Annotated in this window: 24 protein-coding genes, 1 tRNA gene and 2 pseudogenes; 12 read left to right on the top strand and 15 right to left on the bottom strand. The window is 53.7% G+C overall.

The annotated features are described in order from the left end of the window. Nucleotides 1-18 precede the first annotated feature (18 nt). Nucleotides 19-1,026, bottom strand: coding sequence for a nucleoid-associated protein YejK (yejK, locus tag SP68_RS07635; RefSeq protein WP_008803995.1), 1,008 nt, complete (start codon nt 1,024-1,026; stop codon nt 19-21). 186 nt (nt 1,027-1,212) lie between these two features. Here yejK and SP68_RS07630 point away from each other — a divergent pair, with 186 nt between their 5' ends. The 4 genes and pseudogenes from SP68_RS07630 to SP68_RS29050 all read left to right on the top strand — a co-directional run. Continuing rightward, nucleotides 1,213-1,440: a YejL family protein gene (locus tag SP68_RS07630; protein WP_004195346.1), complete on the top strand. Its 228-nt coding sequence runs from the start codon at nt 1,213-1,215 to the stop codon at nt 1,438-1,440. A gap of 18 nt (nt 1,441-1,458) precedes the next feature. Next, nucleotides 1,459-3,219 (top strand): LPS biosynthesis-modulating metalloenzyme YejM, encoded by a 1,761-nt coding sequence (yejM, locus tag SP68_RS07625; RefSeq protein ID WP_008803994.1) that lies wholly within the window; start codon nt 1,459-1,461, stop codon nt 3,217-3,219. Between the two features lie 76 nt (nt 3,220-3,295). Beyond that, nucleotides 3,296-3,372: transfer RNA gene (locus tag SP68_RS07620), tRNA-Pro, on the top strand. A 188-nt stretch (nt 3,373-3,560) separates the two neighbouring features. Continuing rightward, a pseudogene (locus SP68_RS29050) lies at nt 3,561-3,656 on the top strand (AraC family transcriptional regulator); the annotation flags it as partial. Between the two features lie 12 nt (nt 3,657-3,668). On the opposite strand, the gene SP68_RS07615 reads toward SP68_RS29050, so the two are convergent. The 6 genes from SP68_RS07615 to SP68_RS07590 all read right to left on the bottom strand — a co-directional run bounded on the left by SP68_RS07615 (nt 3,669) and on the right by SP68_RS07590 (nt 8,250). Next, complete coding sequence (locus SP68_RS07615) at nt 3,669-4,457, bottom strand: pyrroline-5-carboxylate reductase family protein (RefSeq protein ID WP_008803993.1); 789 nt, start codon at nt 4,455-4,457, stop codon at nt 3,669-3,671. A 207-nt stretch (nt 4,458-4,664) separates the two neighbouring features. After that, nucleotides 4,665-5,204 (bottom strand): L-2-amino-thiazoline-4-carboxylic acid hydrolase, encoded by a 540-nt coding sequence (locus SP68_RS07610; RefSeq protein WP_008803992.1) that lies wholly within the window; start codon nt 5,202-5,204, stop codon nt 4,665-4,667. A gap of 4 nt (nt 5,205-5,208) precedes the next feature. Beyond that, nucleotides 5,209-6,051, bottom strand: a complete 843-nt coding sequence (locus tag SP68_RS07605; RefSeq protein ID WP_040968753.1) for a transporter substrate-binding domain-containing protein — start codon at nt 6,049-6,051, stop codon at nt 5,209-5,211. Then, nucleotides 6,041-6,793, bottom strand: coding sequence for an amino acid ABC transporter permease (locus SP68_RS07600; protein ID WP_012967537.1), 753 nt, complete (start codon nt 6,791-6,793; stop codon nt 6,041-6,043). The genes SP68_RS07605 and SP68_RS07600 overlap by 11 nt, the downstream gene beginning before the upstream one ends. Before the next feature lie 9 nt (nt 6,794-6,802). Further along, complete coding sequence (locus tag SP68_RS07595; protein ID WP_012967536.1) at nt 6,803-7,501, bottom strand: amino acid ABC transporter permease; 699 nt, start codon at nt 7,499-7,501, stop codon at nt 6,803-6,805. A gap of 8 nt (nt 7,502-7,509) precedes the next feature. Next, on the bottom strand, nt 7,510-8,250 hold the full coding sequence (locus SP68_RS07590) for an amino acid ABC transporter ATP-binding protein (protein WP_016161568.1): 741 nt from the start codon (nt 8,248-8,250) through the stop codon (nt 7,510-7,512). Between the two features lie 333 nt (nt 8,251-8,583). Between SP68_RS07590 and SP68_RS07585 the strand changes: the two genes are divergently transcribed. Then, nucleotides 8,584-8,793 (top strand): YdgH/BhsA/McbA-like domain containing protein, encoded by a 210-nt coding sequence (locus SP68_RS07585; protein WP_004102265.1) that lies wholly within the window; start codon nt 8,584-8,586, stop codon nt 8,791-8,793. A 70-nt stretch (nt 8,794-8,863) separates the two neighbouring features. After that, complete coding sequence (locus tag SP68_RS07580) at nt 8,864-9,052, top strand: hypothetical protein (RefSeq protein ID WP_008803987.1); 189 nt, start codon at nt 8,864-8,866, stop codon at nt 9,050-9,052. Nucleotides 9,053-9,485: 433 nt separating this feature from the next. Here SP68_RS07580 and SP68_RS07575 read toward each other — a convergent pair whose 3' ends face one another. Next, nucleotides 9,486-10,625 carry a DSD1 family PLP-dependent enzyme gene (locus SP68_RS07575; RefSeq protein WP_022065444.1) on the bottom strand — a complete coding sequence of 380 codons (1,140 nt, stop codon included), beginning with the start codon at nt 10,623-10,625 and terminating at the stop codon, nt 9,486-9,488. Between the two features lie 96 nt (nt 10,626-10,721). Here SP68_RS07575 and SP68_RS07570 point away from each other — a divergent pair, with 96 nt between their 5' ends. After that, nucleotides 10,722-11,633: a LysR family transcriptional regulator gene (locus SP68_RS07570; RefSeq protein ID WP_022065443.1), complete on the top strand. Its 912-nt coding sequence runs from the start codon at nt 10,722-10,724 to the stop codon at nt 11,631-11,633. On the opposite strand, the gene SP68_RS07565 is transcribed toward SP68_RS07570, so the two are convergent. From SP68_RS07565 to SP68_RS07555, 3 genes are read right to left on the bottom strand one after another with little or no spacing between them, the layout of a single operon-like run. Beyond that, nucleotides 11,630-12,562, bottom strand: coding sequence for an ornithine cyclodeaminase family protein (locus SP68_RS07565; protein ID WP_022065442.1), 933 nt, complete (start codon nt 12,560-12,562; stop codon nt 11,630-11,632). The two genes, SP68_RS07570 and SP68_RS07565, sit on opposite strands and share 4 nt — an antisense overlap. A gap of 39 nt (nt 12,563-12,601) precedes the next feature. Then, on the bottom strand, nt 12,602-12,997 hold the full coding sequence (locus tag SP68_RS07560) for a RidA family protein (protein ID WP_022065441.1): 396 nt from the start codon (nt 12,995-12,997) through the stop codon (nt 12,602-12,604). A 56-nt stretch (nt 12,998-13,053) separates the two neighbouring features. Beyond that, entirely contained in the window at nt 13,054-14,319 is a 1,266-nt protein-coding gene (locus SP68_RS07555) for a cation:dicarboxylate symporter family transporter (RefSeq protein ID WP_022065440.1), read from the bottom strand. 387 nt (nt 14,320-14,706) lie between these two features. On the opposite strand from SP68_RS07555, the gene SP68_RS07550 reads away from it, so the two are divergent. Continuing rightward, complete coding sequence (locus SP68_RS07550) at nt 14,707-15,342, top strand: helix-turn-helix transcriptional regulator (protein ID WP_022064833.1); 636 nt, start codon at nt 14,707-14,709, stop codon at nt 15,340-15,342. 324 nt (nt 15,343-15,666) lie between these two features. Here SP68_RS07550 and SP68_RS07545 read toward each other — a convergent pair whose 3' ends face one another. Further along, nucleotides 15,667-16,329 (bottom strand): HAD-IA family hydrolase, encoded by a 663-nt coding sequence (locus SP68_RS07545; protein WP_022064832.1) that lies wholly within the window; start codon nt 16,327-16,329, stop codon nt 15,667-15,669. A 359-nt stretch (nt 16,330-16,688) separates the two neighbouring features. Between SP68_RS07545 and SP68_RS07540 the strand changes: the two genes are divergently transcribed. Further along, the gene (locus SP68_RS07540; RefSeq protein WP_022064831.1) at nt 16,689-17,597 is read left to right on the top strand and encodes a LysR family transcriptional regulator; all 909 of its coding nucleotides are present in this window, start codon (nt 16,689-16,691) and stop codon (nt 17,595-17,597) included. A gap of 93 nt (nt 17,598-17,690) precedes the next feature. Here SP68_RS07540 and SP68_RS28810 read toward each other — a convergent pair. After that, a pseudogene (locus SP68_RS28810) lies at nt 17,691-18,078 on the bottom strand (DDE-type integrase/transposase/recombinase); the annotation flags it as partial. 269 nt (nt 18,079-18,347) lie between these two features. On the opposite strand from SP68_RS28810, the gene SP68_RS07535 reads away from it, so the two are divergent. Together SP68_RS07535 and eco are read left to right on the top strand one after the other, a co-directional pair. Further along, nucleotides 18,348-19,457: an AI-2E family transporter gene (locus tag SP68_RS07535; RefSeq protein ID WP_012967534.1), complete on the top strand. Its 1,110-nt coding sequence runs from the start codon at nt 18,348-18,350 to the stop codon at nt 19,455-19,457. 152 nt (nt 19,458-19,609) lie between these two features. After that, a complete protein-coding gene (eco, locus tag SP68_RS07530; RefSeq protein ID WP_032730832.1) occupies nt 19,610-20,101 on the top strand; it encodes a serine protease inhibitor ecotin in 492 nt (163 codons plus the stop codon). A 65-nt stretch (nt 20,102-20,166) separates the two neighbouring features. Here the strand turns inward: eco and mqo are convergent, their stop codons facing one another. Continuing rightward, nucleotides 20,167-21,801 carry a malate dehydrogenase (quinone) gene (mqo, locus tag SP68_RS07525; protein WP_040968754.1) on the bottom strand — a complete coding sequence of 545 codons (1,635 nt, stop codon included), beginning with the start codon at nt 21,799-21,801 and terminating at the stop codon, nt 20,167-20,169. Between the two features lie 358 nt (nt 21,802-22,159). Between mqo and SP68_RS07520 the strand changes: the two genes are divergently transcribed. After that, the gene (locus SP68_RS07520; protein ID WP_074188486.1) at nt 22,160-23,320 is read left to right on the top strand and encodes a SulP family inorganic anion transporter; all 1,161 of its coding nucleotides are present in this window, start codon (nt 22,160-22,162) and stop codon (nt 23,318-23,320) included. On the opposite strand, the gene mgtE is transcribed toward SP68_RS07520, so the two are convergent. Continuing rightward, nucleotides 23,283-24,719 (bottom strand): magnesium transporter, encoded by a 1,437-nt coding sequence (mgtE, locus tag SP68_RS07515; RefSeq protein WP_012541001.1) that lies wholly within the window; start codon nt 24,717-24,719, stop codon nt 23,283-23,285. The genes SP68_RS07520 and mgtE overlap by 38 nt on opposite strands. Nucleotides 24,720-24,794 lie beyond the last annotated feature (75 nt).

Here is a 24,794-nt window from a genome sequence, read left to right as displayed (position 1 = left end):
GCCGACAGGGCATGGGGCTTAATTGCCGCCGGACGTCCGGCGCTGCAGCTGGTCGCGCAGGTTCGGCGGGGTGCCCTTAATGGTCAGGGTATCGGTGGCGGGATCCCAGAATACGCGTTCACCTAACAGCATGGCGTCGAAGTTAATGGTCAATCCGCCGCCGCTGCCGGCAAACTTGGTCAGCTGGCGTAAGGTGCTGCGATCCGCCGGGAAGCTCTCTTCCAGCTCATAGCCCTGCGCGGCAGTGAATTCCTGGAAGCTCTTTTCGCTGACGCCGGCGAGCTCTTTGGACAGTGACTCCAGCTCAATCTCTTCCCCGGCCTGCAGCTGTTCGTTACAGTACGCGTAGACCTGCTGACGCACATTCTGTCGCTCGGATTTATCAAGCTGAGCATCGGCGGCGAAGTCATCCACCGCCTGCAGCAGGCCGCGGTTCTGCGCTTTGGCGTTAAGCCCTTCGCTGGCGCCGAGGAAATCCATAAAGAAATCGGCCACTTTGCGCCCTACCCGCCCTTTCAGGAAGGTCAGATAGCGGGTCGACTCCGGGTTGGTTTCCCACTCGGTTAAATCGATGCGCGCGACGATATCAGCATGGTTAATATCCAGGTAATGGGTCGAGCGGATATCCAGCTCCTCGTTGACGCGCATACTGCTCAGGTTATTGAGCACCGCCACCAGCAGATACTCGACCGCCAGGTAACGATACTGGCAGAAGAGGACAATGCCCCCTTCGGCGAACGGGTATTTCGCCAGTTCATCGCGCAGACGACCAGTCGCCGCGCGGCTGAACGCCAGAAACTCTTCTTCCCCCTGACGCTGCAGACGCAGCGCCTGCGCCAGTTCACTCTCTTCATTGAACAGGCCATAGGCTTTGCTTTTGGCGCTATAGACCCGGTGCAGTTCAGCCATCATCTCGACGACCGTCGCATTCGGCTCCAGCAGTGACTCGCGCAGCACCAGCTCCAGATTTTGTTCATCACGTTTGATTAACTGATGCAGGGCAATCTGGTCGATATCCAGACTCATGTTAAACTCTCCTTTTAGACCGGGCGGTATTCAACCACCGCCGGGTTGCCGACGCAACTGGCGCCACACATTTCGACGTTGTTACCGACGATCGGTGCGCTTTTGCGTCGCGGCGAAAAAATGCGGAAAAAAAGCTGCTGCTACGGTAATATGTTGCCCTTTCACGAACAAACAGATTTTGAGTTTATGCCGCAAATTTCCCGCTATAGCGATCAACAGGTCGAACAGTTGCTCAGCGAGCTAACGAACGTCCTGGAATCACACAAAGCCCCGGTTGACCTTTCACTGATGGTGTTAGGCAATATGGTGACCAACCTGATCAACAGTAGCGTCGCGCCGGCGCAGCGTCAGGCCATCGCCCGTTCTTTCGCGCAGGCTTTGCAGTCTTCCATTAACGACGATCCGGCGCATTAAGGATAACAGCAACAGTATATGGTGACTCTACGTCAGCCCTACCGAGAAAAAGTCTCCCAGATGGTCAGCTGGGGGCACTGGTTCGCCCTGTTCAACATGTTGTTGGCCATGGTGCTCGGCAGCCGCTATCTTTTTGTCGCCGACTGGCCGACGACGCTTGCCGGACGGCTTTTTTCGTACGTCAGTCTCGTCGGACACTTCAGCTTCCTGGTGTTTACCAGCTATGTGCTGATCCTCTTCCCGTTGACCTTTATCGTGGTCTCGCAGCGCCTGATGCGCTTCCTGTCGGTGATCCTTGCCACCGCCGGGATGACGCTGCTGCTGATAGATAGCGAGGTCTTCACCCGCTTCCATCTTCACTTAAACCCGGTCGTCTGGGAGCTGGTCATCAACCCTGACCAGAATGAGATGGCGCGCGACTGGCAGCTGATGTTTATCAGCGTCCCGGTCATCTTTTTGATTGAAATGCTCTTCGCCACCTGGAGCTGGCAGAAACTGCGCAGCCTGACGCGCCGCCGTCATTACGCCCGCCCGGTCGCCTGGTTCTTCTTTCTGTCGTTTATCAGCAGCCACCTGGTCTATATCTGGGCGGATGCCAACTTCTATCGCCCGATCACGATGCAGCGGGCGAATCTGCCGCTCTCTTATCCGATGACCGCCCGCCGTTTCCTCGAGAAACATGGCCTGCTCGACGCCCAGGATTATCAGCGTCGTCTGGTGGAGCAAGGGGCGCCGGAGGCGGTATCGGTCCAGTATCCGCTCAGCAACCTGCGCTACCGTGATCTCGGCGCGGGCTACAACGTGCTGCTGATCACCGTCGACAACCTGAACTATTCGCGGTTTGAAAAGACCATGCCGGCGCTGGCGGCGTTCGCCAAAGAGAACGTCAATTTTACCCAGCATATGAGTTCGGGTAATACCGCCGACAGCGGCCTGTTTGGCCTGTTCTACGGTATTTCACCAGGCTATATGGACGGTGTCCTCTCGGCGCGTATTCCCGCCGCGTTGATCACCGCCCTCAACCAGCAGGGCTACCAGCTGGGCCTGTTCTCCTCCGATGGGTTTAGCAGCCCGCTCTATCGCCAGGCGCTGCTCTCCGACTTCTCGCTACCGAGCGCGAAGACTCAGAGCGACGAACAGACGGCCAATCAGTGGATCGGCTGGCTGGACCGTTACGCGCAGGATGAGAATCGCTGGTTCTCGTGGATCTCGCTCAACGGCACCACCCTCGACGACACGCAGCAACAGGGCTTTGTCCGCCGTTACAGCAAGGCGGCAGGTGATGTTGACGCCCAAATTGATCGGGTGCTGACCGCGCTACGCGCAGCCGGCAAGCTCGACAACACGGTGGTGATTATCACTGGCGGCCACGGCAAGCCGCTTAACGTCAAACACGACTCGTTCGACTGGTCGCGCGAGCAGTTGCAGGTGCCGCTGGTTATTCACTGGCCGGGCACGCCGGCGCAGGAAATTGCCACGCTGACCGATAACAAAGATGTAATGACCACGCTGATGCAGCGCCTGCTCCACGTTTCGACGCCAGCCAATGAGTACTCGCAGGGTGAAGATCTGTTCAGCGCCGCACGACGTCGGAACTGGGTCACCGCGGCCAACGGCGATACGCTGGCCATTACCACCCCGACCATCACCGTGGTCCTCAACCATAACGGCACCTATACCACCTGGAGCCGCGACGGCGAGAAAATTAAAGATCAGAAACCGCAGCTCAGCCTGTTGCTGCAGGTCCTGACTGACGAAAAACGCTTTATCGCTAACTGATTGATTAATTATGAATCAATCGCGCGCGACCCGCTTGCATTCGCTCGGGGAACGGGTAATATTGTTCCCCACGCGTCGGCACGTAGCGCAGCCTGGTAGCGCACCGTCATGGGGTGTCGGGGGTCGGAGGTTCAAATCCTCTCGTGCCGACCAAATCATTCACCGGTAAGTTTTGTTAACGACCGGTAACCCTACAGAAACCCGCACTCTCTCCGAGTTTGCGGGTTTTTTGTTGCCTGTTTTCCGTCGAATTTAAACGGGATCTTCAGGCATATTCCCCCTGGCATGTCGAATGACCAATGCCTGAACTTGTCCTGCTCCCCGTGGATTAATAGACGACGTTAGCGATCCGGCTGGGCGACCGTTCTCATGCAGCCTTAAGCCGTGCCTTTAAGCGCATCGCCGGAAAAGCGCCGGGTGCTGCACGGCCAGTGGCGGGAAGAAGGGGTTTAGCGCTGTCCCAGTTCACGGGTACGCCTGACCGCCGCCAGTACGCTGCGCTGAAGGCCTGCGGCAAAGTCACTGTTGTTCAGCTCATACAGAGCGTGGATCCCGACTCCCGCCGGTGAATTATTGATATCCAGAAGCTGACGCGGATGCTTCTGGCTTTGGCGCAGCATCTCGACCGCGCCGAGGAGGTTCTCCAGCACCACCTCCGTCGCCTGAGGCCGCGACAGCCCCGCCAGTACGCCGGCATCGGTAAGCGACTCAATAAAGTAGTAAATATAGTTAGGCCCCGCGACGCCAAAACCGGTAAAGACATCGATCAACCGCTCTGGCAAATACAGCACTTTGCCAAAACCGCGCAGAAACGGCTCGATCTCAGCCGCGCTGGCGTGGGCGTTTAAGGTTACGCCGCTATAGCCAAATCCGGTATCGGTCAGGGTATTGGGGATCGTCCTGGCAATCGGCGTTGTCTCACCAAACAGGGAGGCCAGCTTTTCCAGGGTCACTCCCGCGATCAGAGAAACCACCGTCGTCGAGCCGTTTAGCTGGGCGCGCACGCGGCTCGCCACCGCCGCCAGATCGTCCTGCGGACGGATCCCCAGCACCAGCAAAGAGGCCTCGCTTAAGCCACCGTCGCCCGACAACCGATAGCGGGAGTGCAAAGCCTCGATTCGCGCGCTGTCGATATCCTCCAGCGAGATCGCGTCCGCCCGCAGCGTACCGTTGCTTAATGACGCGCGAATAATCGCCTCCGTCATCTGTCCGGCACCAATAAAATGGACCTTTGCCATAGTTTTACTCCTTATTCAAAACGCTATTCGTCGTGACCAACACCGAAGCGCCGGCCTTGTCGCGCCGGGTCGGCAACGCGAATCCCCGTTCCGTCAGTGGGATAAATCCGTCCGTCAACGTCGCCGTCAACCGTGGTGAGCTTTTGCCCGCTCAGTGCCTGAATCGCCGCTTCTGGCTGATTAATAAACTGGTTGCGTGGCCCCCACTTAAGGTTGCCATTCCGCCTCATGCGACTCTGACTGATAAAAACGCAGCCGACAGGCGGCATCACCGCGAGCCAGCGCGGTCTGCACCTCTAAACGCAGCCCCGGAAACGCGTCGGTTAACGCATGATCGCCTTCCATGCAGATATCGCATAGCGTCTCAATTTCGCTGGCGCCCCGCCCCTGCTGCCGCCAGCAGTTAACGTAAGGACAGTAGTGAAACAGGACGATAAATTCAGCCCGGCTGGCGCTAACGGGCTCCATCTCATAAACCTGAGATTCCAGACCGCGGGTAAACAGCCCGGCAAACTCCTGCAAATCCTGGCGATCGCGCATTTGCGCACGCAGCTTATGCCCGATATCGCGGCCATAGTGACGTATGGCTTCACGCGCAAAATCATCCGCGATATGACGTTGTCGGCTTTCGTCCAACAGGTAACCGATGGTAGCCGCGCGTTTTTCAGTAATGGCGCGCAGCGCCAGGGTCACCTCATCGTTTAAGGTGGCGGCGTTATGCGCCGGCTCCGAGCTTATTTGCGTCATGCGTTTATTCCCAGTCGGTATTCACTTTGACGTCGCTGGCGCCCGGCAGGGCATACACATCTTCGGCGTACCATTTCCGTGAGAGCTCAGCGAGCGTGCCGTCTTTTTTCAGGGCAACCAACTGCGCATCAATCGCTTTGATCAACTGCGGGTCGGTATTTTTTTTATACAAATAGACGTTAGGAAACAGGCCGACGGAATCCGAAGCTTTCAGATTGAGATTTAGCGCCTTATTTAACGCCAGTAGCGCACCAATGGGATAAATCGCCGTATCGTATTCCCCGGAAGCGACCGCTTTAAAGATATCGGCGGCGGACTGCTCGCCGTTGGGCTGCAGGTTAATTTGTTGGCCTGGATGTTTTTTGTTGTAGTTTTCAATCACCGTATAACGGGCGTCGGAGGTGTGAATCGGCACCAGCTTTTTCTTACCGCTGGCGAGATCGCCGAGTTGATGAATATCGTTCTCATCGTTACGTACAATCAGGCGTAAATCGCTGATCCCGGTCGGCTCGCCGGAGTGGTCATATTTTTCCGCCCGCTCTTTGGTGAGATAAAAGTGATCCGCCGCAAGGGTATACGCGCCGGTCGACAGGCCGACGATCATCGCGTCGCGCGAGACCGCATTAAAATGAAACGTATAGTCGGTTAACCGCTGGTCCAGCACCTTTAACAGATCGCCATCGTAGCCGGTAATATTGTTGTTATCGTCCACAAAGCTAAAGGGAAAACCGTTAGCGTTAACGACAACCTCAATCGTCTTCGCGTGCGGACTTTTTTCAACCGCCTGTGCGGCGTTAATTCCCATTGCCAACGTCAGCGCACTCACCAGTAAAATTTTATTTTTCAAAATACCTTCCCCAAAATGATAACCGTGGAACACTCTTTTGTACGTTTCCTTGCCAGCGGGCGCGCAGAAACCGTTCTACACTGCGCAATGCTCTGGCAATTGCCAGGCACAGCGCGATATAAATCACCAGCACGACGCAATAGGCTTCGACAAAATGAAACCCGCGCGCGGCGGCGATATTGGCTTTCGCCATCAGATCAATAACGGTGATGGTGTAAACCAGCGAGGTGTCTTTAATCAGATCGATCAGCACGCTGGTGAAGTTCGGCAGTGCGGATACTGCCGCCTGCGGAAAAATAATGCGTCGGAACTGCGTGAACCCGCTTAGCCCAATTGACCATGCGGCCTCGCGCTGCCCCTTATCAACCGCGTTCCAGCCTGCGCGAAAGGTTTCGGCGAAATACGCGCTGAAAATCAGCGATAGCGCGGTGACCGCCGCCACCAGTGGCGAGAGTTTATAGTGGTACATATTGTCCTGCGGGCCGCCAAACAGCCCAGCGGCTATCCATGGCCAGACGTAAAAAAAGAAATACAGCATCACCAGTACCGGGACCGAACGGCTAAAGGAGAGAAATACCTTCGCCCCCCATTGAACCCCGGGAACCTGACGAATAATCACCCACGCCAGCGCCGCGCCCAGCAGGGTGGAAAAGAGTAAGGACAATAACGTTATCACCAGGGTGACCGGCAGCGCGCTTAAAATAAACGTAAAATTGTCCCGAATGAATGCCAGGCTAAACATGTTAATCTATCACTCCAGCAGGAACTGATACTTCTTTTCAATACGAGTGGTAAAATAGAGAATAATACTATTCAGCACCCAGTAAACGATAATAACACTAATAAACGCCGCAACCTGTTTAGACCCATAGCTATTTTGCGAAATCTTTTGTGCACGGCCAAAAATATCTACAATACCAATAATATTGACCAGTGAGGTCATCTTCACGAGGTTAATTAAAAGATTACCAAAAACGGGAATGGCAATAATGAGCCCCTGGGGAAAAATAATCCGCAGCATTCCCTTATGCCAGGGAATATTGAGGCTGATGATGGCTTCTTTCTGGCCGGTATCCACCGCACGCCACGCGGAGCGCATCATTTCTGCAAAATAGGGACTGATGCTGACCGAAATAGACAACACCGCAAAGGTGGTATCGCTAATCCATAGCGGCGGCAGCGCCAGCGCAGTCAAAATTAATTTTCCGCCGAAGAAAAACAGCAGGATCAGCAGCGCCAGGGGGGCGCCACGCAGAATGTCGGTATACCCGTTTGCCACCGCGCTAAGCGGCTTAAAGCGACTAAACTGCAGCAGCACAATCAGCAGCGCGATCGTCAAACCAAGCAGCAGTGAGGCCAGCGTTATCCCGAGGGTCACGGGTAAATTTTCCAGCAGTTTCGGCAATATTCCGGCGATATCCTGCCAGTTAAAGAGCGGGTTATTGTTCATCATTAGCCTCAGGCATGATAGTGCAGTTGCGCCAGAAACGCCCGGGTTCGCCCCTGCTGTGCTGCGCCAAATATCTGTTCCGCCGGGCCCTGCTCAACGATTTCGCCGTTTTCCATAAATACCACCCGGGAAGCGACCTGGCGGGCGAACGCCATTTCGTGGGTCACGATAATCATCGTCTGCCCCGCAGCGGCAATCGTCTGAATAAGCTCCAGCACTTCACCAACTTTTTCCGGATCCAGCGCGGAAGTCGGTTCATCCAGCAGCAGAACGGCGGGGTTAATTGCCAGCGCCCGCGCAATCCCGATACGCTGCTTTTGGCCGCCGGAGAGACTATGCGGATAGCTGTCTTTTTTATGCAATAACCCCACCTGCTTTAAGAGTCGTTCAGCAATATCCTGCGCCTCCTGACGCGGGCGCTTTTGAGCGTAAATCAGGCCTTCGGTAATATTCTGCAGTGCGGTCAGATTATGAAAGAGATTCCACGATTGAAAAACCATGGCGGTTTTCGCCCGTAGCTTTTCAATCTCCTTTTTGCCCGCTTTTGCGCAATCCAGCGCCACATCATCTATTCTTATTTGCCCGCTATCGGCAGGCTCCAGGAAATTAAGCGTACGTAATAGCGTGGTTTTCCCTGAGCCGCTGGGGCCAATAATGCAAATAATCTCGCCGGAATGAATACTGAGCGAGACCTCTTTTAGCACTCTTTCACCGGAGAAGCTTTTACTGATCTTATTAATAGTTATCATAATGAAATATTCGTGGATAATTTTTATTTGCCGCACGCCGGCGCTTATTGCTGCCTAAAAACTATATTGCTGCAGTTCAGATGATAGCAAACAAGAAAATCATCTATCGAAAGTTAAAAAATAACTTTTTATATATTTGTTATGACAATGAGGCTGAATTGTAATTTAGCTTTCTTAACAAAACTGGATGGCGATACTTGACAATGATTATTCAAATTTACTGAACAATGAAAGCAAATTGTTTCGATTTTAATCATCCGGCCGTCAGCCTATCATTTATCACATCGGGGCAACAACGCTCCAACACTGACAAAACACTTAAGGAATACGACCATGAAATCCATCAAAACTTTCGTTGCAGTTGCCGCACTCTCTATGATCTCTTTCGGTACTTTTGCTCAGAGCATCAGCGCCAGCGCTTCCACCCTGGACCGCGCAGAAGCCAAAATTGCCGCGCAGGCCGCAGAGCAAGGCGCGTCTTACAAAATCACCAGCGCTCAATTCAATAACCGCGTACATATGACCGCTGAGCTGACGAAATAAAATCGCCACATTGCCGGGCCGCCGGAAGAAACAGGCGACAGCGACAACACGATGAAATAAGGAACAGAATATGAAAAATATCGGCGTAGTCACCGCACTGCTGTTGGCCGCTACACTTTCGTCCGGCGTGATGGCCGCAGAGAAGAGCCAGACGCATCCGGAGGCGGGTTCAAATATCGATACATCGATGCATCAGAATCATATTGATGTCAGCCATGCCTTTGATAAAGAGAGCCTGACCGCAGGCAATCTTCAGTAAGACACTGCATAAGGCGCGCGTGGAAATATCCGCTGCGCGCTTTCTTTCTGCCCGTTTGACCATGGATTATCCGCCATAACCTCCACTTTTGCCGTATCGATATACTACGCTTCTATCAGCTGAACCTGTCGCGGCGAGGCCTTCGGGCCTGAGGCACCGTGAAGCATGCCTGCCGGGCGTTTGGGTAATCCCGGATCTGGACGAACCACACCGATGCCTGGAGGCCCTTGAACACAATATGCGACACTTCCTGAAATTTGCTTTACGTCAGATCAGACAAATGACATCAGTCAACTTGGGAGAGTAATTCGTTGCATTTATGCAGTTAGATAGCATCCGGAAGGCTTCTCTAGTTCCACTCTTTTATCTGTTTTATCGCGCAAAAAGTAATACCCGCGCAGTTTGCGCGGGGCGGCTTTGGCGACTGTTAGTTTTACCATCCAGTAATACGGTGCCAGACCGCAGGGGCGTCTTCCCCGGCTTGAAGCACCTGATATTCCTGATGCATCGATGCTGCAGCACAAGCATGATTAGGCAAAATCCTCACGCGCATACCTACAGGGAAATCATCCGGAGTAAGTCCCCCGTCAGCGGGTAGTGCGATGATACCGTGCTCCTGGTTTGTGGTAGTAACACAAACGTTGAATGGTTTACCGGTGATATCACAGACCAGACCGTAACCGTAATCTACCGGGCCTGCAGCTGTACCACGGTCGCGGGAAAGCGCCATCCAGCCAGCATCAATAAACACCCAGTTTTTTTCACGGTTATGCCCAATGACTGAGGCCACGACCGAAATGGCAATGTCGTCCGTACTGCAAACGCCAACGTTTTTCATCACCAGGTCAAAGCATGTAAATACGCCCGCGCGCACTTCAGCGATACCTTCCAGTTCTTCTGCAAAGTGTGCCGTTGGTGTCGCACCTACGCTGAGTATCGGACAGGCAATGCCCAGTGCTCGTACACGCTCTGCAGCGGTCCTGATTGCTTCACATTCATTACGTGCTGCCTGACGAATTTGTTCTTCAGTCCGGCAGCTGTATGACTCCCCGGCGTGGGCCATCAGACCCGTCAGCACGGCACCGTTGCCTTCAACAAGCGTAGCCAGTTCAGTGAGCGCATTACTCCGTGGCGGAAGGCCACCACGATGGCCATCGCAATCAACCTCAATAAATACTGAGAACGTGACGTTGTGCCGGTGGGCAAATTCGGATACTGCGAGCGCCTGTTCCGGGCTGTCCAGCAGAATATGTATGTTTATGCCCTGGTTAATCAGGCTGGCAACGCGTGCGAGTTTATGCGGGGCAATACCGACCGCATAGAGAAGGTTCGTATAACCTGCTTTGGCAAAACCTTCTGCTTCTGCAAGGGTGGATACGGTTGCCGGGGAATCATTTGTTCTTAGTAGATAACGTGCTGCTTCAGGAGAACGGAGTGTTTTGAGGTGTGGGCGAACGCTACTGCCAAGCCCTTCCACACGTTTGAACAGACGGTCTACATTGCGTTGATATCTTGCTTCATCGATAAGAAGAAAGGGAGTTTCGGTTTGCTGCAGCCAATGGTGGTCAGACATGATGTTTTTACTCCAGTTAGCGGAAAAACTATGTTCTCACTGGATGATTCATTTTAAAATTAACCTTATCTAAATATATAATTAAGGTCAGGATTAATGCTTAACAGTGATGACTTGCGTTTTTTCTATACGATAGCCACCCATCCCACTCTGGCTGCTGCGGCACGTTATCTTGGCGTTACGCCTCCTTCAGTGACGCAGCGCCTTCAGGGAATTGAACAGCGTCTTGGTGTAAGATTAATACAACGCCCCTCCCGATTTATTACGCTTACGGACGAAGGCTGCCTGGTAAAAACCAGAGCTGAACGAATCATTGAAGAGCTGGCGGAGCTTCAGGAAATCATCAGAAACCGCCGTCATGAGGTCAGCGGGAAACTAAGCGTCCTGGCCCCGTTGGGATTTGGCACTGACTACGTAGCCCCTCTGCTGGGTGAGTACTCAGCCCGGTACCCGCATCTGGAAGTAGAACTTACGCTTTCCGACGATCCGAGCTGGTCTTCATTTCATCAGTGGGATGTCGTGATCTACATTGGCGAACTGAGGGATTCCTCTATGCACTGCACCCCGCTGGCAACCAACCGGAGGTATGTGTGCGCTTCTCCCGCTTATCTGGAACAAAAAGGCATACCCGATTCACCCTCCGTTCTGAGACAGCATGACTGTATAGCGCTAAGAGAGAATAGTGAGGACGTCACGTTATGGCGTTTCAACCGTGACAATGAAGAATATCCCATTCGAATACATCCCAGGCTTGCCAGCAACGAAGGCCGGGTTGTGACCGACTGGGCTCTGGCGGGAAGAGGGATAATTGTACGTTCTGAGTGGGATGTAATGCCTCATCTTAACCGTGGCAAACTGGTTCGTGTGTTGCAGGAATTTAATCTGCCTGATGCGCCAGTCGTCGCGCTGACTGGCAGCGATGCGGCTGGCCGTTCTCCACGTACTCGTCAGTTTATTCGCTTCCTGAAAGAGTTTCTTTCCTCCCGTCCCTGGGATTGTGAAACTTAACTGTCAGCCGTATGAAGGTCCCATCGCTCAAGAAGCGCCTTTGCAATATACAGATCCTGCACCGACAGGCCTGAACTGTCGAAGATGGTGATATCATCATTCACTGTGCGTCCCTCTGCTCTGCCGGTCAGCACATCACCAATTGCAATAACCGCTGTATCTCCAGGGGCATGTTGAAACTCGCCAATGCGTCGCGACTGAGACGGCAGATCGCAGAACAGGCGCGACGTAGTCAGCAATTCGACTGGCAATTCTTGCTTACCCGCAGCGTCTGATCCCATACTCACTACGTGCGTACCCGGACGAACCCACTCTGCCAGGAAAAGAGGGCTGCGTGAAGGCGTAGCGGTGACAATGATGTCAGCTTCCCGGCAGGCTTTTTCAGCATCACAGCAGTGAACGGTAATGCCCTTCGCCCGGAGCTCATCCGCCATTTCCTGAGCACCTTCAGGACTGCGACCCACAATAAAAACGGTATGGATTGGGCGGATTTTGAGCAGTGCGGCACATTCATAGCGGGCCTGATGTCCTGCACCAAATACGGCCAGTACGGTTGAATCGGGTCTGGCAAGCACGTCAGCAGCTACGGCATTCGCAGCTGCCGTCCGGAATGCATTTACCTTTCCAGCCTCAATTGCAGCATCTATTTTGCCTGTTTCCTGGTCGAATAACAGGATTAAAGAGTTGTGACGCGGTATCCCAATATCACGGTTCCCCGGCCAGTATGAACCGACTTTCAGTCCGGCAAGCTCCGAGGTTGACGATGCTTTGATGCTGAAAGAGTTCACATTATTTGATCCCTTACCGTGAACTACCGGAAAATTCAGGGTGTCCGACTTGCTGGCAGCGATCAGGGATTCCCTGATCGCGTCATAGGCCATTTCATGATTGATGAGGGCAGCGCTCTCATGTTCCGAAATAAACTTCACTTACTGCTCCTGCTATATCTGGTGATGCATAAAAATCAATCAGACGCCTGCCGGGCCCAGCGCGACAGCTTCTACTTCGACGGCGGCACCGTAGTGCAGCTCAGAAACGCCGGCGACTGCACGTGAGGGACGGTAATCCTCAATCCATTCTGCATAAATCTTATTGAACTCTGGCCACAGCCCGATATCCGTCACGAAGACTCGTACAGAAACCAGTTCTCTACGAGTAATGCCAGCACCGGCAAGGCAGGCATCCAGATTACGGAGAACCTGACGAACCTGTTCTTCAAACGGTGCGCCGGCAATTATCTCGCCATACGGGGTGACAGGTAATTGCCCCGAGATCCAGACGAAGCCCCCTGCCGAGCAGCTGTGCGAGTAATGACCTGCTGGCGGTGCGCTTTCAGCCCCATTCAGTACGATTTCTCTGCCCATGATTTTTTCTCATGCGTAATATGATTTGTCAGATTGCCTCGTGACCCTTCCAGGGGTTAATCACGCAGGGCTAATGGCGCAGATACGGCATCTGCACGTTCCTTTCGCCACCACGATATAGCCATAGTGGCTACGCCGTTGCCCAGAACATTTACGGTCGTACGCATGGTGTCCATCAGGCGATCAACGCCAAGGATGAAAGCCAGACCTTCAAGCGGAATGTCAGGAAACATCAGTAAAGTTGCTGATAGTGTCACAAAGGATCCGCCCGTGATGCCAGCAACGCCTTTTGACGTCAGAAGGAAGACAAACAGCAGGCTTGCCTGCTCACCAAAGTTGAGATCAAGCCCACCCGCCTGGGCAATAAACAGCGCAGCCAGAGTCATATAAATAGAGGCGCCATCAAGGTTAAGGGAATAACCGGCCGGTACAACAAACCCAACCGTTGTGCGCTGGCAGCCCGCCTGCTCAAGTTTTTTCATCAGACCCGGCAGGACAGCCTCGGAGGAGCACGTGGTAAAGCCAATAATCAGCTCTTCGCGAATGTGTTTAATGAACCAGAAAAGGTTGAATCGGGTCAGACGTGCAACGATCATGAAAATCACGAGCACCATGAAAAGTCCCCCGAGATAGGCCAGCCCTACAAGTTTCAGAAGAGGCATTAAGGCATGGAGGCCATATTTACCCAGCATGAATGCTGCTGCGCCGAAAACACCGATTGGAGCCAGTTTGAGGATGACACCAACAACTTTGAAAGTGGCGTCACTGAGCACATTGACAAAATCCACCACCGGTTTCGCCTTTTCACCCATGGCGAAGAGTGCATATCCAAACAACAGGGAAACCAGAAGCACCTGCAGCATGATGCCGCTGGCAAGGGCATCCACTACCGTTTTCGGAATGATGCTCAGGATGAAATCCGCTGTTCCGGACGGAGCATGAGGTGTACTTACTGCGGCTGAAGCATCGGCATGTATGTGAAGGCCTTTTCCTGGTTCAAATATATTTCCAAGCACTAGTCCGGTCAGGAGAGCTATCGTGCTGACAATTTCAAAATACACCACTGCAATCAGACCCGTTCTGCCTACGCCTGACCCCTCTTTCATTTGCGCAAAACCACTGATAACTGTCAGACAAACGATGAGTCCGGCCACCATTTTGATCAAGCTGACAAAACCCTTTGCAAGCGGATTTAACTGAACGCCAAGGTCTGGCCACAGCAGTCCGGTTATTCCTCCCATGACCAGACCTGCAACAAGCTGAAAAGTAAGGGAATAATAGAACGGTTTTTTGGTTGGATTTACTAAGGTGGATGAGGACATACACTCTCCGTCGAAATGGGCGCCCAGGGCGTTCTGGGCGTTCTGGGCGTTCTGGGCGTTCTGGTATCAATGATCCGCTGTAGAACGGATCGTCTGCTGCGTCCACCTCCATGTAGTTTGTTACAAGTAGTACCCTGACCAACGCATAATACATTATGTATTAAATTAGATTTTTTGTATAATCCCTCTTTCTTATATCTTGCTAATATGAAACTGCCAGCGGGTAGCCATAAAATTTGATCAGTAGTGAGATGTGGATCTTGCTGGTTATCTGGAAGACTGCAGATGCGGTTGTATTGCACCTGAGATGCTGACAATGATGGTAATGTCGGACAATAAGCGAGATACTAATAACTATTTTTAATCAGTCACTTGCGGGAGAAGGGTATGAAGGCATCTGAAAACAGTTTCTTATTGTCTCAACTGGAATCGATTGCGGAAGGATTGAGCGAAACTTTTGCCCCGTTCTGCGAAGTCGTGGTTCATGATCTGAAAACGCCTGAACATGCCGTTATTTCAATCCGTAACAATCTCTCTGGCCGCCAACCAGGCGATCCGGCAACAGAGCTTGGCCTTGCCCGTATCAGCTCTCCTGAATTTCCGAATATCCTTGCGAATTATGCCAATAAATTTCCCGATGGCAGGCCAGCAAAAAGTACCTCTATTGGTATAAAAAATGAAGCAGGTGAATATGTTGCCGCGATATGCCTTAATGTTGATATGACGCTATTCAGAGGCATGCAAAATGCCCTCGCACAGTTCACAAACCTCACCAGTAACAGTGTCAGCGAAAATCTGGAATCAGGCGGAACGGAAATGATCAGGCAACGGATAGAGCAGTACGCTGCGCGGCTCGCAACGACCCCGCGCTCACTGAGTGTGCATGACAGAAAGCAACTGGTTGCTGAATTAAAATCAAGTGGCCTGCTCGAGGTCAGGAGGGCAATGGAGACAGTTTCCCAGCATCTGGGGATATCGCGGGCTACTGCCTATCTGTATGCCAGAAGCGACACAACGCAGTAAATCAATCCACCTTAAACCGGCTCATTCAGGATTTGGGTTTTTCGAATTCACCATTCCAGACAGTGAGGTTTTTACTTTTATCCCGCCATTTTTGGTCGAGATGATATGCAGTAGAAACGTCCCTATCAGTAACGAGGAACTTAACATTTAACGTTGATAAAATGGCCAGTTGTGTTCGATTTCAGAGGATATGACGGTACCAGGTTGTGTGTAGTATCGATACAAAAGCAGCAATACGGTTGCCCTAGAAACTGATGCTTTCCATGCAAGCGAATAAAAGCAGAGACGGCGCCGGGCCGTCTTGCACATCAGTAATGTCGGCATCTAGGACCGAGCCAGGGACTCAATATCATGCAACAGCGGATCAAGCGTAGAACGCTCAACGAAAGGACTCGGCGCACCTTCAGGTGCAGTTAACCCAACCCTATTGTGCCAGTACGTGGGTAACCCCACCTTTTGCGTCCCAAACATGTCGTAAGCAGAGCCAGCAACAAATATAGCCTCGGCAGGCGCAAAACCTGCATTACGCAACGCAAGAAGATATGGCTCAGGGTGTGGTTTGTAGAAACCAGCCTGTTCGGAAGTCACGACGACATCGAAAGGAACGCCTACAAGATCTGCAGCAATGCGGCCGAGGCGCTGCGAGCAGTTGGTTACCACGCCTAATTTGTAATGTGGTTCGAGCGCCTGAAGGACCCGCTTTACTTCAGGCCAGGCTTGCAATTCGGGCCAGCGAGCTTCCAATTCATGAGCGAGTTTAGCTTCAAGCCCAACACTCACCGCAGCTTCCTCAACCAATGTCTCATAGGGACGATAAGCACCGCATCCGTAGGTTGCTTTTAGATAAGCCGCCCGCCAAACTCTGCCTTTTTCTTCAGAACCTGCTACTGAATTCCACAGTGTCCAGGAGTCGAGAAGGGCAGTAAGCAAGTCAAAAAGGACAATTTTGACAGGCCGCTGCTTATGGATGATATCAAGTGTTTTCATTTACCATGCCCTTATTCAGATTGATTAAGTTCTGCTATCCCTGATATCGCTATCAAGGAATCGTAATGTAGGGGACCACAAGTCGTGATCGTTCTAGCCGGACGAGGTATTCCACCCCATCGAAGATGTCGATAAATCCGCTATCCAGGGACACTCCAGCCTCACGTAACGTGGAGAAGATTTCAGTTTTATCCCATCCTGCGGATATTAGTATCGGCCCTATCTCGATCTAACAGTCGGGCAGCGGTTTCAATTTGTTCGAATAATTGCATATGTGACTTCCGAACTTATTGCCATTCTATTGTTCTCAACATAGATTGGAATTTAATAATTTTAATTCTAGGATTCAGGGAATTTTAATGAATGAAGTTATTGACCTCCGCTTTCTGCTCACGATCCGTGAAAGCGACAGTTTGCTGGCTGCCTCGCGTAAGCTAGGGTTGACGCCTTCTGCGGTCACTCAACGGCTACAACAGATGGAGCGGCGGCTATCGATACGACTTCTCGACCGTTCGTCTCGTCAGCTTCGCTTCACTGACGAGGGTGAGCTTCTATGTCTTCGTGGCGCAGGTCTTGTCGAGCAGTTCGATGCGCTTCTGGAGGATCTGCAGGAACGGCGACGTGGCTTCGTTGGCAAGCTGAAAGTCAACGCCCCATTTGGATTTGGGCGACATCATGTAGCGCCAGCGGCCGCGGAATTTCAGCGATTACATCCGGAGATCGAAATTGCTCTCAGTCTGTCGGAACAGCCGATGGTTGAGGTCAATGACCGGTTTGATGTCGTCGTTCATATTGGCCAACTGCGCTCATCAAATATGGTCGCTCACATCATTGCGCCCAATCGAAGATACGTTTGCGCCTCACCCGATTTTATTGAACGTTATGGGTCACCTGAACATCCGGAGGATTTGATTTCACTTCCGTGTATCGCGCTACGTGAAAACAACGAGGATGTGACACGTTGGTCATTTAGCCGTACAGGGAATACGCTTAATGTCCGAATTCGCCCTGCGTTAAGTTGTAACGATGGCAGTACGATACGAAAATGGGCATGTGATGGTTACGGTATTATCATGCGCTCAGAGTGGGATGTTGCGGAGTCGCTGGCAAATGGCTCTCTCGTGCGATTACTACCCGGCTGGGAGCTGCCAGACGCCGATATTGTCGCACTCACGCACCAACGCGAAGGATTACCTGCCAGGACGACAAACTTCCTTCGATTTCTTCAAGCTCGTTTCCGTCCGCACCCAAGCTGGCGGGAAAAATAAAGCTAAGCTGGACTGATCCCGGAACCGTAGAAGCCTACTGTCCTGACAACGAGGACTGCGCAAAGTCCTCCGAACTGACGCCATCCAGTGACGATGGCGCCGAACCAGGATGGAGGGCACTTCAATGTAATCAAAAATATTACTGCAGACCTCTTCCCACGCTCCGTAGTTCTTTTACTTTAGTCGCTCGCCTTTCAGTATCTGTCCATAGCATTCCGCAACAGCATTATCGTGACAGTTACCACGACGGCGCATGCACCTGCCAGACCGAATGATTTCAGGAATAACTGTCGCTCATTGCATATGTATTGACAGTCCTGGCCTAAATGTACCAGTACACGTTTTAGGGATTACGCCGCCACATAGCCATCAGGAGTGCGTTCAGAACAATATTATTTGTCACCGAGGATTGCACTGACCAGCCGATAACTTATCGTGAACACAAATTCACAACTACGGCCAATGAAAGATGACTTTTAATTTTAGGCATACAGAAAATATTGAATATTGTATTTATACATAAAAACAAGTCATTAAAATCATAATTCAGACTCTCTCGTGCAACCCAAAATCTCCCCAGAAATCAGCCTTAGAGGCAGCTTTTTATGCCTGCTTGTCGCTTTTCTCTCCTCTGCTAGCTGAGTTGTGCACTTTCTGCACCATATCGTTAAGAGTACGACTATCCTGATGGTAAATTACGTCGTAGCATCTATCATTCGACTGTATAACTCATAAGCAGGAGCGGATGACATGAGAGTTAATGGACTTACCAAAGGATTTTTCATCCTTATCGTCTTTATTGTAACCCTGGCCTTTTTTGATGTTCTCTCACCCTATTATTCCGCCATCCTCTGGGCCGCGATCCTTGCGGTGATTTTTAATCCGGTCAAAAACAAGATTCGTACCCGCCTCGGCGAGCGCAATGGCCTCGCGGCGCTGCTGACCATCGTCATCATCTGCCTTATCGTTTTTACGCCGCTGGCGATCATCCTCTCGTCGCTGGCCTACGAGCTGAACGTGGTGTATAGCAAACTTCAGCATAACGACACTCAGTTCCCGACGGTGGTCGCCAGTCTGTTTGCTCACCTCCCCGGCTGGGCCAGAGGTTTCCTTGCCGAGCACAACCTCGATAGCGCGCAGCAGATCCAGCAGCAGCTCTCCGATGTTGCGCTGAAAAGCGGCCAGTATCTGGCCGGCAGCGCGTTTCTGATTGGTAAAGGCACCTTTGGCTTTACCGTCAGCTTCGGCATTATGCTGTACCTGCTGTTCTTCCTGCTGAAGGATGGGCCTTACCTGGTGCTGTTGACTCTCGAATCTCTGCCGTTATCGAGCTATGTGAAGCAGCACCTGTTCGCTAAATTCGCCGCGGTCGCCCGCGCCACGGTAAAAGGCACCGTGGCCGTGGCGCTGGCGCAGGGGGCGCTGGGCGGCTTTGCCTTCTGGGTTGCCGGTCTGGACGGCAGCATTCTGTGGGGTGCGCTGATGGCGTTCCTGTCGCTTATCCCGGCGGTAGGCTCGGCCATTATCTGGGTGCCGGCGGCGATTTACCTCTTCGCCACCGGGCAGCTGTGGCAGGGCGCCTTTATCGTCGGCTTCTTTGTGATTGTGATTGGCCTGGTGGATAACATTCTGCGTCCGCTGCTGGTGGGCAAGGATACCAAAATGCCGGACTACCTGATCCTTATCGCCACGCTGGGCGGCATGGAGATCTACGGTATCAACGGATTCGTTATCGGGCCGCTGATTGCCGCCTTGTTTATCGCTTGCTGGAACCTGCTGTCGGGACGAGAGCATGCCGGTAATACCGATGAAATAGATGAAGAGTTCATTGAGGAAGCGAAAAATAGCCGCAACGAATAAGCTTCATGGGCCGCCGTGGCGCAAGGTGCGACACGGCATCACACCAGTACATAACACCATTCATTTTGAAAAAATTAGTAAATAAAACTTAACATTCAGCAAAGCAATGATAGGCTGTATCAGTCAGGAACGAAAATAAAGGATGATCAACCGTGAAAAAAATCACTACGCTAGCCGTTTCTCTGCTGACCGCCGCCTGCATGTCCGCTGGCGCCCAGGCCGCAGAACAGCCGCTGGAAAAAGTCGCGCCGTTCCCGAAAGCGGAAAAAGGCATGAAGCGTCAGGTTATTCAGCTGCCGCAGCAGCAGGATGAGTCAGCGCTGAAGGTTGAGCTGATAATCGGCCAGACGCTGGAAGTTGACTGCAACCACCATCGTTTAGGCGGGAAGCTGGAAAGCAAAACCCTGGAAGGCTGGGGCTATGACTACTATGTCTTTGATAAGCTGAGCGGCCCGGTCTCTACCATGATGGCCTGCCCGGATGGCAAGAAAGAGAAGAAATTTGTCACTGCCGGTCTCGGCGATGATGCCATGCTGCGCTACAACAGCAAGCTGCCGATTGTCGTGTACGCGCCGACCAATGTCGATGTGAAATATCGCATCTGGCGCGCCGACGAAACCATCGGTAACGCCGTCGTCCGCTAAGTCGACCCATCAAACCGACAAAAAAAACGGCAGCCCGCAGGCTGCCGTTTTTGTCAGAGCGTTTGTCAGAGCGCGATATCCGCCATCGGCTTACCACCGCTCAGCGGCTTCAGCTCCGCCTGCGGGGCTTCATCCGCCACCGCGGCCGGCTCATATTTCAGCTCCAGCACTTCACTGGTCCACGCCAGCGCTTTCTCAATCTCCACCGGGTTGCCGTCAAGGCGAATACCGTAGGTCGGGATGATGGCCTTCAGCCTGGCCTGCCATTCCGGCGAATTGACTTTGTCTTTAAACACTTTTTCCATTAGCTGCAGCATGATAGGCGCCGCGGTGGAGGCGCCTGGCGATGCGCCGAGCAGCGCCGCGACAGTGCCTTCGTCATCGCTCACCACTTCAGTACCGAGGCGCAGTACCCCGCCCTTCTTCGCATCGCGCTTGATAATCTGCACGCGCTGACCGGCCTGCCACAACCGCCAGTCCTCTTTCCGCGCTTCCGGATAGTACTCGCACAGCGCCGCCAGGCGATCTTTATCTTTCTGCATCACCTGGCTAATCAGGTATTTCACCAGATCGAAGTTGTCCAGACCGACGTTGAGCATCGGCAGAATATTCGAGGTATTCGTCGAGGCCAGCAGATCCCACAATGAACCGTTCTTCAGGAAGCGGGTCGAGAAGGTGGCGAACGGCCCGAACAGCACCACGCGTTTACCGTCGATAATACGGGTATCAATGTGCGGCACCGACATCGGCGGCGCACCCACTTCGGCCTGGCCGTAAACCTTCGCCAGATGGTGGTTCACCACCTCCGGATTTTCGCAGACCAGGAACTGGCCGCCGACCGGGAAGCCCGCATACTCTTTGGCCTGTGGAATGCCGGTTTCCTGCAGCAGCGTCAACGCCGCGCCGCCGGCGCCGATAAAGATGAATTTCGCTTTAATGACCCGCTTCTGACGACGGTTGTCGGCATCCGCGAGAGTGACCGTCCAGCTCTTGTCGGCGTTGCGCTTGAAGCGACGTACCACGGTACCCAGCTGCAGGGAGAAATTATCATGCTTTTGCAGGCCGGCGATCAGCTGGCGGGTAATTTCGCCATAGTTGACGTCGGTTCCCACTTCAGTACGGGTGGCGGCCACCTTTTGCTGCGGATCGCGGCCTTCCATTACCAGCGGCGCCCAGGCTTTGATCTGCTGATGGTCTTCAGAATAGCGAATACCGCGGAACAGTTCGCTCTGCTGCAGCGCCGCATAGCGCGCGCGCAGGAAGTTGACGTTATCTTCGCCCCACACAAAGCTCATGTGCGGCACGCTGTTAATGAAAGATTTTGGTTTGTTCAGGACGCCGCGCGTCACCTGATGCGCCCAGAACTGACGCGAGATATGGAAGGCTTCGTTGATGTCGACCGCTTTGTCGATATTGATGCCGTTGGCGGTCTGCGGCGTGTAGTTCAGCTCCATTAGCGCCGCGTGGCCGGTACCCGCATTGTTCCACCCGTTTGAGCTCTCTTCCGCCACGCTGGACATCTGCTCAACCATGGTAATAGACCAGTCTGGCTCAAGCTCCTGCAGCCAGGTTCCCAGTGTGGCGCTCATAATGCCGCCGCCAATCAACAATACATCCGTCTCTTGCTCATGGCGGGTGTTGGTCCGAGTGCTGTTGGGACCAACCGCCTGTGAGCGTGGTACGGCCATCTTTTTATTCATCGGATTTGAGCCTTACTTTACTCGCTGTTTTTATTTAGCGCAGGTGATACGATTCTCACCACTCACGTTACCACCGAAGCTCAAAAATTTAAATATTGTTTAAATTTTAAGTTCTGTTTTGAGATCCGTTATAAAAATGTTTAATAAATGTATACACCAAATCACTTTTTGTACTGGTAGCCTTGGGGATTCCGCGCTATCATCCTCGGTTTTGTGACAGACCGCACGGAAGCAGGGCCTGCCACCGCTCCCTCTTTTTTATAAGCTGCGAACTTTTTTTATGCCCCCAGTTTCTGACCCCGCCGCTTCCGGCAATCTGCGCCCCATCCTCCGCTCCCCGTCGTTACTGACGCGCGAAGTGCTGGCCGGCGTGCTTACCGCCCTGGCGTTAATCCCTGAAGTTATTTCGTTTTCGGTCATTGCCGGTGTTGACCCGCAGGTCAGCCTGGTTGCCTCGGTGGTGCTTTGCCTGGCGATGTCGGTCCTCGGCGGGCGCCCGGCAATGGTGACGGCTGCTGCCGGGTCGGTGGCGCTGGTCATTGGCCCAATGGTGCATCAGTACGGCGTGGGCTACATTCTGCCGGCGGTCATTCTGGCGGGTATGATTCAAATTTTGTTTGGTCTGTGCGGCATGGCGCGCCTGATGCGTTTTATTCCCCCGGCAGTGATGACCGGGTTCGTCAATGCCCTCGGGATCCTGATTTTCTTTGCTCAGGTACCGCACTTCTGGAGTCGCCAGCCGCTGATCGTCGGCCTGTTCGTCCTGACGCTGCTTATCGTCCTCTGGGCGCCGCGCTTCATTAAGGCCGTCCCGGCGCCACTGATCGCCATTGTCGCGCTCACTCTCTATACCGTCACCACTGGCCAGCAGTTGCCCACCGTCGGCGATGAAGGCTCGATGAGCGGCGGCCTGCCGGGATTCACTGCCCTGACCGTCCCCCTGAACCTGGCGACACTGCAGATTATCTGGCCGTGCGCCCTCAGTATCGCCTTTGTCGGTCTGATGGAGTCCCTGCTGACGGCTAAGCTGGTGGACGATCTCACCCATACCCCGTCGAACAAATCGCGGGAAAGCGCCGGGCTGGGTATCGCTAATATCCTTGCCGGCTGTTATGGCGGTATCGCCGGCTGCGCGATGATCGGCCAGACCATCGTTAACGTGGAGATGGGCAGAGCCCGCAGCCGACTCTCAACGGTGATCGCCGGTCTGGTGCTGCTCCTGCTGGTGACAGCGCTCAGCCAGGTGATGGCGCAGATCCCGATGGCGGTGCTGGCAGGGGTGATGGTGATTGTGGCGGTGAAAACCTTTAGCTGGCACAGTATTCGCCCGGGCGAACTGGCGCGTAATCCGTGGCCGGAAACGCTGGTGATGCTGGTGACCGTCGCCGCGACGGTGGGAACCAGCAATCTGGCGATCGGCGTGCTGGCGGGGATCGTCGCCATGGCGCTCATCCCCCGCCGCCTGCGCACGAAGGCGCAGGCTACATCAGAAACAGCGTCGCCAGACCAAGGAAAATAAAGAAGCCGCCGGTGTCGGTGATAGCGGTGATCATCACGCTGGAGCCGACCGCCGGGTCGCGCCCCAGCTTCACCATAACCATCGGGATTATCACGCCCATCATCGCCGCCATCAGCAGGTTGAGCATCATGGCCAGCGTCATCACCCCACCGAGCTGCGGATCGTCATACAGCCACCAGGTAATGGCCCCCATAATCCCGCCCCATACCAGGCCGTTAATCAGGGCGACGCCCATTTCACGCAGGATCAGGAAGGTAAAGCTGCCGGGCTGGATCTGCTGTAGCGCCATCGCCCGGACGATCATGGTGATCGTCTGGTTGCCGGTATTGCCGCCGATCCCGGCGACGATCGGCATCAGCGAGGCCAGCGCCACGAGCTGTGAAATGGTGTGTTCGAAGCCGTCGATGACCCTGGAAGCGATAAACGCCGTACACAGGTTGACCGCCAGCCACGCCCAGCGCGTTTTCACCGCCTTGCTGACCGGGGCGAAGACATCCTCTTCATCGCTCAGGCCCCCCATCCGGCGCAGATCGTTATCGGTCTCTTCATAAACCACATCAACGATCTCATCGATGGTCAGTCGCCCGATCAGCTTACCATCGGCATCAATGACGGCGGCGCTGAGTAAGTCATCACGTTCGAAGGTGCGCGCCACCTTCTCCGCCTCTTCGTGCGGCTGAAAGGTGACCGGATCGCCCTCCATCACCTCCCCTACCCGCTTCTGCGCATCGTTGAGCAGAATGGTCTGCAGCTCCAGCTCGCCGAGCAGCAGCTTGTTACGGGTGGTGACGAACAGCTTATCGGTGTTTTCCGGCATTTTACCCAGACGCCGCAGATAGCGCTGCACCGCTGCCAGCGTGGCCTCCGGTCGCACCGTAATGACCTCAAACTCCATGATCGACCCGACGCTGTTGTCGGCGTAGCGCATAATCTGGCGAATACGGGCACGCTTCTCGGCCGGCAGGGTCGCCAGCAGCCGTCCGGTCAGGTTGCGCGGCAGATGCTGCAGCAGGTAAACCTGTTCATCGATATCCAGCGGCTGCATCGCCTGCAGCAGCTCGGGGTCGCTCATCTTGTCGATCAGGTCGCCCCAGACGTTTTCTGAGGCTTCCAGCAGCACTTCGCCACGTTTATCGTCAGGCACCAGGCACCACAGCGCGGTGCGGGCGTCATAGGGGAGCGCTTCCAGCGCATCGGCGAGATCCGGCGGCGGCAGATGCGAGACCAGGATCTCGACTTCCGCCAGGTCATCGGCCAGCGTGCCTTCATCATAGCGTTCGGCCAGCGTCAGTTTGCCCAGCAGCGCGGAGGTCACTGCTTTATCGGTGCTCAAGAGCCAAATCAGACGGGCGCGCTCTTCGTCACGTAAGCGGGCGCTTTTTTTATGCAAAACGGACATCGATCGGGCAATCCTTTTGAGAATAGTGAGCCGGCCTGCGGGCCGGAAGCCTTAAGCATAGCGCGAGGAGGGGGA

Source organism: Klebsiella variicola (assembly GCF_000828055.2).
Lineage (GTDB): Bacteria > Pseudomonadota > Gammaproteobacteria > Enterobacterales > Enterobacteriaceae > Klebsiella > Klebsiella variicola.
Note: the sequence above shows the minus strand (reverse complement) of the source record. Positions and strands in the feature narration are given on the sequence as shown.

Bases quoted from the DNA above. Each gene is read 5' to 3' on its own strand.
- yejK (WP_008803995.1), bottom strand. From the start codon at position 1,026: ATGAGTCTGGATATCGACCAGATTGCCCTGCATCAGTTAATCAAACGT.
- SP68_RS07630 (WP_004195346.1), top strand. From the start codon at position 1,213: ATGCCGCAAATTTCCCGCTATAGCGATCAACAGGTCGAACAGTTGCTC.
- yejM (WP_008803994.1), top strand. From the start codon at position 1,459: ATGGTGACTCTACGTCAGCCCTACCGAGAAAAAGTCTCCCAGATGGTC.
- SP68_RS07615 (WP_008803993.1), bottom strand. From the start codon at position 4,457: ATGGCAAAGGTCCATTTTATTGGTGCCGGACAGATGACGGAGGCGATT.
- SP68_RS07610 (WP_008803992.1), bottom strand. From the start codon at position 5,204: ATGACGCAAATAAGCTCGGAGCCGGCGCATAACGCCGCCACCTTAAAC.
- SP68_RS07600 (WP_012967537.1), bottom strand. From the start codon at position 6,793: ATGTTTAGCCTGGCATTCATTCGGGACAATTTTACGTTTATTTTAAGC.
- SP68_RS07595 (WP_012967536.1), bottom strand. From the start codon at position 7,501: ATGAACAATAACCCGCTCTTTAACTGGCAGGATATCGCCGGAATATTG.
- SP68_RS07590 (WP_016161568.1), bottom strand. From the start codon at position 8,250: ATGATAACTATTAATAAGATCAGTAAAAGCTTCTCCGGTGAAAGAGTG.
- SP68_RS07585 (WP_004102265.1), top strand. From the start codon at position 8,584: ATGAAATCCATCAAAACTTTCGTTGCAGTTGCCGCACTCTCTATGATC.
- SP68_RS07580 (WP_008803987.1), top strand. From the start codon at position 8,864: ATGAAAAATATCGGCGTAGTCACCGCACTGCTGTTGGCCGCTACACTT.
- SP68_RS07575 (WP_022065444.1), bottom strand. From the start codon at position 10,625: ATGTCTGACCACCATTGGCTGCAGCAAACCGAAACTCCCTTTCTTCTT.
- SP68_RS07570 (WP_022065443.1), top strand. From the start codon at position 10,722: ATGCTTAACAGTGATGACTTGCGTTTTTTCTATACGATAGCCACCCAT.
- SP68_RS07560 (WP_022065441.1), bottom strand. From the start codon at position 12,997: ATGGGCAGAGAAATCGTACTGAATGGGGCTGAAAGCGCACCGCCAGCA.
- SP68_RS07555 (WP_022065440.1), bottom strand. From the start codon at position 14,319: ATGTCCTCATCCACCTTAGTAAATCCAACCAAAAAACCGTTCTATTAT.
- SP68_RS07550 (WP_022064833.1), top strand. From the start codon at position 14,707: ATGAAGGCATCTGAAAACAGTTTCTTATTGTCTCAACTGGAATCGATT.
- SP68_RS07545 (WP_022064832.1), bottom strand. From the start codon at position 16,329: ATGAAAACACTTGATATCATCCATAAGCAGCGGCCTGTCAAAATTGTC.
- SP68_RS07540 (WP_022064831.1), top strand. From the start codon at position 16,689: ATGAATGAAGTTATTGACCTCCGCTTTCTGCTCACGATCCGTGAAAGC.
- SP68_RS07535 (WP_012967534.1), top strand. From the start codon at position 18,348: ATGAGAGTTAATGGACTTACCAAAGGATTTTTCATCCTTATCGTCTTT.
- mqo (WP_040968754.1), bottom strand. From the start codon at position 21,801: ATGAATAAAAAGATGGCCGTACCACGCTCACAGGCGGTTGGTCCCAAC.
- mgtE (WP_012541001.1), bottom strand. From the start codon at position 24,719: ATGTCCGTTTTGCATAAAAAAAGCGCCCGCTTACGTGACGAAGAGCGC.